Here is a 6,519-nt window from a genome sequence, read left to right on the forward strand (position 1 = left end):
GATGCAATGAGGGCGGCCACATCCTGAAGGTTGGCTTCCGCGGTGACTGCCTGCTTCATCCGGTTGGTACTGCCTCGGTCCATCCGGTTCTTGTTCTCGGCGTTGTGGAGGATCTTTTCCTCCTCCGCAGAGGTCACCTTTCGGGTATAGATGCGCAGGGTCACGCCGCTCTTTTCTCCAAGGTTCCGAAGCAGAGCCAGTTCCTCTGTGGTAGCGGGGTAGCTGCGCAGTGCCATCGTACAGCGGTAGAGGTCCCCGCACACCGCATGATCCGTGTTGAAGCGAACCGCGGAGGGTGCAATCAGGTCCAGAAAATCCTTGGGGTGGGGCTCTGGCACTTTTGCCTGTGCCATCCGTTTCTTTTTCTTCTGCTTTTTCTTAGCCATGGTCCTTCACCCACCTCTCTCCGTCATAGTCATCGAAGTGATCCGTAGTCACGTCCTGCTGGTAGTACACAGCCAGCAGGCGCTTGATGTCCTGGGGATCTGCCATCCGGACCTGAAAACCCAGATCCCGGATGTGTTTCTCGGTCTGGCGCAGATGGTTCTCATCCGGCTCGCCGCCGCTGCGTTCAGGACAGAGTACGATAGCAAACTCCCGAGCGGAAGCGGTCCCAGCCTGGATATCATCCAGATGGATACCATCCTGCCGCAGCAGTTCCCGTATGGCAGGCAATTCTTCCTGCTCCAGACGCAGACGGTACCAGTCCTTGTTGCGGCGGAAGGACTCCCGGGAGTCCAAGGCCAGCATCTGCACCTGAGGCATCGTGCAGAGCAGCCGGGTCAATGCCATCACCCGGCCCCGGATGCCATCCTCCGAAAGCACGGATAGATTATCCGGTTTGATCAGATAGAAGACCAGTTCTCCCTCGGCGGTGCGGATGCCATGCTGTGTGACTTGGCTGATCCCCATGAGCTGCCGGGTAGACTGCCTCTGCCGCAGTTCTTTCTTCTGTTTATTCAATTCTGGGCCTCCATTCGTAGTACTGCTGTTTCCACAGCAAAAACGCAAAGGCATAGCGCAGGAAATCCAGGATGCTGGCCGACTCTACACGGATGCTGAGGAAGGCGTAGAGCACCGTCGCCACCATGGGAAGCATGATCCCGCTCTGCACCAATGCCAGAACAGAAAACAAAAAGCCAACGCCGATGATCGCTACATCCCGCAGGGTCCAGAGCCAGAGCATAGCCCTTGCTTTCAAATCTTCAGGGTAGATATAGATAAGAAACACCTCCTATAAAGAAAAGCCGCCGCAGGGATGACCCGCGGCGGCCTGTGATCCGGTTATGATTCCTGCTCATGCTCCAGCGCCTGCCGGATACAGTCCAGGAAGAAGGCGTTCTGCTTCATGTTATGCTGTTTCAGATACTCCTTGAACTGCTCGAACAGTTCCTCGGGCACTTGAAAGGCCACCGTCCTCTGCTTTCCGCCCATTTTTCTGGTCCCTCCATTTTCGTAGTAGTTTGTGAGAAGTTCTGTCATGAATTCGCTCAGGGATTTTCCGGACTCCTCCTGCTCCTGCCGGATGCGCGTGTGCAGGGAAACCGGGATCTGCGCGCATAGGTTCTTTTTCGGTTCCATACCGACGCCCCCTTTGTCCTGAATTGCAAAGCAAGTATATCCAAAGCAAGGTGGGAAAGCCATTCACAATACCCAACGAAGAAGATATGGAATTACAAGCAAGATAAACAAATTCATTTCTTGCCTGCAAACAGCAAGATCCTGCGCATGACATACTCCACGCAGGGAATTGCGACACTGTTGCCCAGTGCCTTGTAGCGGGCGGAGTCCGAGACACCGGGAAGATCTGTCCAACCATCTGGGAACCCCTGGAGCCGTTCGCATTCCAAAGGAGTTAGGCGGCGGATCAGGAGCGGACTATCTGCTGCCTGACATACCAGGTCGGTGGAATCCTTGTATTGTCTGGCGCTTTCCGTAGAGGCCACATCGTTATCTTGAAACACATCCACGCGCTGCCTGGAGTAGACTGTGTGATGATCGGTTGCGGTCATGGTATAGGCAATATCCTCCTGATAACCGATTCCATTGCCGCCATTAAAAAGCTGACGGTCGATGGCGTTTCCTGTGATACAAACGACCTCTGGCATTTCCTGCTCCACCAAAGGCAGGTTGTTGCCTCCAGTTCCCGCACGGGCGGAGAGGGTCGGAGCTACGGTGTGCGGCCCGGTATATCTGGCATCGATTCCATGGTTTTCATACACCAGAGGTTGATGCCCATGTTCCTGCGCCCGCAGGGTTCCGGTGATACCTTCTGTGCAGTCCATTACGCTGCCACCCTGATCGTTCAGACATAGGACTGAAGGCATACAGTTCCCGCTGGCTGTTCCTTTCAGTGTGGGGGCAAGCGTTTCGGAATAGCCGATACTCCCAGCTTTGGCCCCGGCTCCCGCAGAAAAACCGGCAACAAAAGTCTGCTGCTTCATTCCGGGTTGTGCCTGGAGCGCACCGGAAAGATCATGCAGATCCCGCACCTCATCTCTTTGGTTTGCTGCAAAAGCCATGACAGTTGGTGTAGGGAGCAGCACCCCGTTTCGCCCTGTGGACATCCCGCAGTTTATTCCGAGGGTAGCAGCGACCTGCTCGGTGAGGTCACCATTATAACCATCTACACCTATGGCCTCACCTGTGATAAACGTCTGCATCTGCATATTGCTGGTGGCCATCAGTGCGCCGGATACACCATGCAGATCGATCCCCTCATCCCTCTGGTTGATGTGGTAGGCTTTTATCTCCGTTATCCGAAAGTCCATCGGGATCAGGCCCGCCTGGACCATCAAAGCCCACTTCAACTGCTCCGGCAGCGGCTTTCCGCGCTCTTTTGCTCTGCGTAGTATACCGAGACAGGCTTTTTTGCTTAAACCATATTTCTCGTCCGGATCTTGCTCCAAAACACTGGATAGATCGCTTTTGGTCGGCTCTCTGGGGGCTGCTCCGGTATTGAGAAAAGTGCCGTCTTCCAACCACGGGGAGCGCATCTCCCAATAGTGGGCTCCAAACAGATCTACATGCTCCTTAGACAGATCCAGATGAAAATATGAAATTGCGATCAGAGAAGCGATATTCCGAGACTTTCTACTCTGTTTTGCAGCGTTTTTGCATAGTTTTAACGGCTCATCTAGAGTAAACATTGTTATTTGACCGTCAGGATCATAGAATCGCATGGTTCTTCCTCCTCTCTTAATGTGTCAAATAGAATCTGTGGGGCATAAGGACCAGCGAGGTCGGCAACCAGATAGATACGTTTTCTCCTCTGTGGAACACCCCAAAATTGCGCATCCAGACAGCGCCATGCCAGTGAAAAGCCTGTTTCGAGGACATTTTCACCGGCATCCGGCCACGAATAGGGATAAGACCGCGGGACCTCAGCTCCACCGTCATGGATGTGGAGGATCTCTTCCAATACAATCCGAAAATCTTCCCCCTTGGGCGACCCGCTGCTGAATGCACCAGGAACATTTTCCCAGCAGAACCAGCGGGGGCGGACATCGATCCCAGTCCGTCCCCGTTCTCGCTCCGCAGTCCTCATCTCCTTCACGATCCGGATCTGCTCCATAAAAAGCCCGGAACGGGCGCCAGATAAACCGGCGCGGGTGCCGGCCACACTCAGGTCCTGGCAAGGGCTGCCCCCACAGATGAGGTCTACTGGAAATAACAGTTTTCCGGATAATTTCGTAATGTCACCTTTGTGTACCATACTTGGAAATCTCCGTTCTGTGACCTTCATCGGAAATGACTCGATTTCGCTGGCCCAGAGCGGTATAAATCCAGCCCGGACTGCCGCGAGGGGGAACCCTCCGATACCGTCAAACAGGCTTCCCATGGTCAGGGCGCTCATTTCGTCACCGCCGCTGCGATCGTCTGGGTGGTATGCACCGCAGCCTGAGCGGTATAGACCGCGCTCATGATGTTGGCGTGGGTGGTAGTGTCCAACCCGAAGGTCCCGGCGATCCTGGGGACCTCGCCGGCGGAGAGCATAAGGCCCAGGCCCAAAAGGGCGTGTTCCCGGAAAACCATCAGGCCCGCCACCAAAATAATGGCCTGAAGGAATGCAGTCAAGCACAAACCTATGACCTGCTTGATCCACTGTACGAAGCCGTCCACATAACCTCGGGGGATGCTGAACATATACAGACTCCCCACGGCGATTTGGATGAGCAGGATGCCGCCCCGCTTAAGGGATGCGAAAAAGACCTTGATCACTGCGTAGGCCATAAGGATGATGCAAAAAAGCAGCATGATGGGACTTGTGATCACACCGAATCCAAAGTCCAGTGTTACCTCAGCCATATCCGCGATGCTCTCCACGCTACTGAGGTCTGTGATGATCTGCTGGCCCACATCCCCGATGCTGGTTCCGTATCCGGTCAGCCCCGCGCTGAAGGTTCCCTGAAGGGAGGTAGCCAGCGCATAGAGCCGGACCGGCAAGACCGAGAACAGGCTTGCGGCCAGAAAACCTTTGATGGCATTGAGTGCCGTCTGCTTTAGGTTGGCACGTCCTGAGGAATATTCGATGCCGAACTCAAAGGCACAGACCACCAGACTGATGCCGTACATGGCCCAGCCCAGTTGAGAGAAGAACCGCACGACCGCCTGCACCCATTCCAATTCAAATAGTTCGACTCCCATATTTCCCATGGATGCGAAGAAATTTCCCAAAAAGCCGACCACCTGTCCATAGAACCAGTCGATCAGGTTGTCCATGATGGTGGCGGCGACAAAATCCCAGATAAAAATAGAGACTCACCTCGCTGTCACAGGGCTATGCCAGCTGAGGGATGGGGCCGCGCAGCTGGCACGGCCCCATATATTTTTCTTACATCGTCTGCTCCCACCCCGGTCGTTCCATCTGGACCTGCTCCTGGAAGACCTCCAGATAACTTCCTACTGCGTCAGACAGTTCCTGATAATCCCGGCTGCTGGGCTGATAGACATACCAGGCTACTTTCCCGCAGTCGTCCCAGAGGTGGGGGATGACCCCATCTCTGAAATTGGGATTGCTTGTGTGCTTTTTCCCCAAAAGGTCTGAAAACCGCAGAACAAGGTTATCCACGGCACCCTCGTCCCGATTCAGGATGGTCAAGCGAAGGGCATCGTACTGGCTGGCAATATGGGTGGAGATAAATTGGATCTTGGCCCGGTTCATCTCACTCAGCCGCACATAGCAGGCTCGCCCAACATAGGTGGCGTCCGGATAGCGGGGGCTGACGATCTTCCTCAATTCCTGCTCGAAAGCAGTCATACCCATGCCTTAGATCCCCACGATGCCCCAGATATAGTTGGGGGCCAGCAGAACGAAGATCAGGCAGACGAACAGGATGGCGGGGCCAGTCCACTCAAACTGTCCATGCTTACGGTAGTCGAAGTAGCACATAGCCAGTTTGACAAAAAACGCGACTGCCAGGATCATGCTCAATGCAGGGAACACCACGCTGTCCACCACCGTCTTGATCTGACTGGCGGCATCGGTCCAGGTCTGCTCCACAGCTCCGGCCACATCGCCGCCGGTGGCAAAGGCGGGGACCGCACAGGTCATCGCCAGAACGAGAGTGGGCAGAAGATATCTCACCCAATTTTTGATACGCTTCATCAATGACACCTCCGTAAAAGTAGGAGGACCGTCCCGGTCAGGACGGTCCTCTCTGGAATGATAGGGGCTTAATAGCCGGTGCGGGGCAGGGGCTTGGAGGGCTTGTAGACTTTGGTCACCCACCGGCTGGTGGCCATGATCCACTGGCCGTCATAAACGCCGCCCACATCGGCCTGATTGGTAAACTGGCTCCCTCCGGTAATCCAGGAGACCACCTTGCAGTACACCTGCGGAGCCTCCACCTGCCGGAAGTTTCCGGGGACGACGCCGAAGGACACCATGAACTGCGTCACACACTCGTTGGAGGCGAGGCCCAACGCAGCAGGTGAGGCGTCCAGTACGTAGTTCTGCTGAGTGGAGAGGTTGTCTGCCAGAACACGCCAGTTCTCGCCGCTGAGATTGGTCCGGTACACGATTTTGTAGTTGCCGGGTACATTGTAGGTCCCGGTGACGACCCGTTCCAGCCGCACCGCCTGGGTGGGCAGCGTATCCCGCCAGTAGAAGGAGGTCAGGTTCGTGGTGGAATTGTTGGCGATGCTGCTAAGGTCATAGCGGATCTGTTGACCGGGCATGACTTCCACATAGCCGGTCTTTTTGATGCTCACATTGGTGTAGAGACTCTTGTTGGTCATAGCCGCCTTGACGATCTGGCCCTCATGCTCGATCTCCACCTCAATGGGTGTTTTATCCAGGCCATAGAAGTCCGCCGCCTTGGATTCAATGATCTTATACCGGCCCAGAGGCAGGGGCTTGGAAACCGCCCGTCCATTCTTGTCCGTCCGGATGGTATCCACCAGATTTCCGGTGCGGTAGTGGTAGATCTCAAACACCGTGCCGGGAATGGGTGTGCCGGCGGGCCAGCCGTTCATGCTGTTGTAGTCGGCGCTGGTCTTGGTGATCTGGATCTGGCC

At 55.3% G+C, this 6,519-nt stretch carries 8 protein-coding genes and 2 pseudogenes; all 10 read right to left on the reverse strand.

The window, feature by feature from the left end; all coding sequences use genetic code 11:
• Positions 1-386, reverse strand: a pseudogene (locus Q0Y09_RS06675) (type VI secretion protein); the annotation flags it as partial.
• Positions 379-963, reverse strand: a complete 585-nt coding sequence (locus tag Q0Y09_RS06680) for a hypothetical protein (protein ID WP_297719472.1) — start codon at positions 961-963, stop codon at positions 379-381. The pseudogene Q0Y09_RS06675 and the gene Q0Y09_RS06680, both read right to left, overlap by 8 nt.
• Positions 956-1,222, reverse strand: a complete 267-nt coding sequence (locus Q0Y09_RS06685) for a hypothetical protein (RefSeq protein WP_297719490.1) — start codon at positions 1,220-1,222, stop codon at positions 956-958. The genes Q0Y09_RS06680 and Q0Y09_RS06685 overlap by 8 nt, the downstream gene beginning before the upstream one ends.
• A 62-nt stretch (positions 1,223-1,284) precedes the next feature.
• On the reverse strand, positions 1,285-1,581 hold the full coding sequence (locus Q0Y09_RS06690; protein WP_238047633.1) for a hypothetical protein: 297 nt from the start codon (positions 1,579-1,581) through the stop codon (positions 1,285-1,287).
• 113 nt (positions 1,582-1,694) lie between these two features.
• Positions 1,695-3,182 (reverse strand): DNA cytosine methyltransferase, encoded by a 1,488-nt coding sequence (locus tag Q0Y09_RS06695; RefSeq protein WP_297719480.1) that lies wholly within the window; start codon positions 3,180-3,182, stop codon positions 1,695-1,697.
• Positions 3,183-3,208: 26 nt separating this feature from the next.
• Positions 3,209-3,856, reverse strand: a pseudogene (locus tag Q0Y09_RS06700) (DNA cytosine methyltransferase); the annotation flags it as partial.
• Positions 3,853-4,755 (reverse strand): conjugal transfer protein TrbL family protein, encoded by a 903-nt coding sequence (locus Q0Y09_RS06705; protein ID WP_238047160.1) that lies wholly within the window; start codon positions 4,753-4,755, stop codon positions 3,853-3,855. The pseudogene Q0Y09_RS06700 and the gene Q0Y09_RS06705, both read right to left, overlap by 4 nt.
• A gap of 79 nt (positions 4,756-4,834) precedes the next feature.
• The gene (locus Q0Y09_RS06710; protein ID WP_238047156.1) at positions 4,835-5,266 is read right to left on the reverse strand and encodes a hypothetical protein; all 432 of its coding nucleotides are present in this window, start codon (positions 5,264-5,266) and stop codon (positions 4,835-4,837) included.
• Positions 5,267-5,269: 3 nt separating this feature from the next.
• Positions 5,270-5,608 carry a DUF3852 domain-containing protein gene (locus Q0Y09_RS06715; RefSeq protein ID WP_195614604.1) on the reverse strand — a complete coding sequence of 113 codons (339 nt, stop codon included), beginning with the start codon at positions 5,606-5,608 and terminating at the stop codon, positions 5,270-5,272.
• 68 nt (positions 5,609-5,676) lie between these two features.
• A partial coding sequence (locus tag Q0Y09_RS06720) for a prealbumin-like fold domain-containing protein (RefSeq protein ID WP_297719487.1) occupies positions 5,677-6,519 on the reverse strand: 843 nt, incomplete at its 5' end.

The organism is Intestinimonas sp. (assembly GCF_026169115.1).
Lineage (GTDB): Bacteria > Bacillota > Clostridia > Oscillospirales > Oscillospiraceae > Intestinimonas.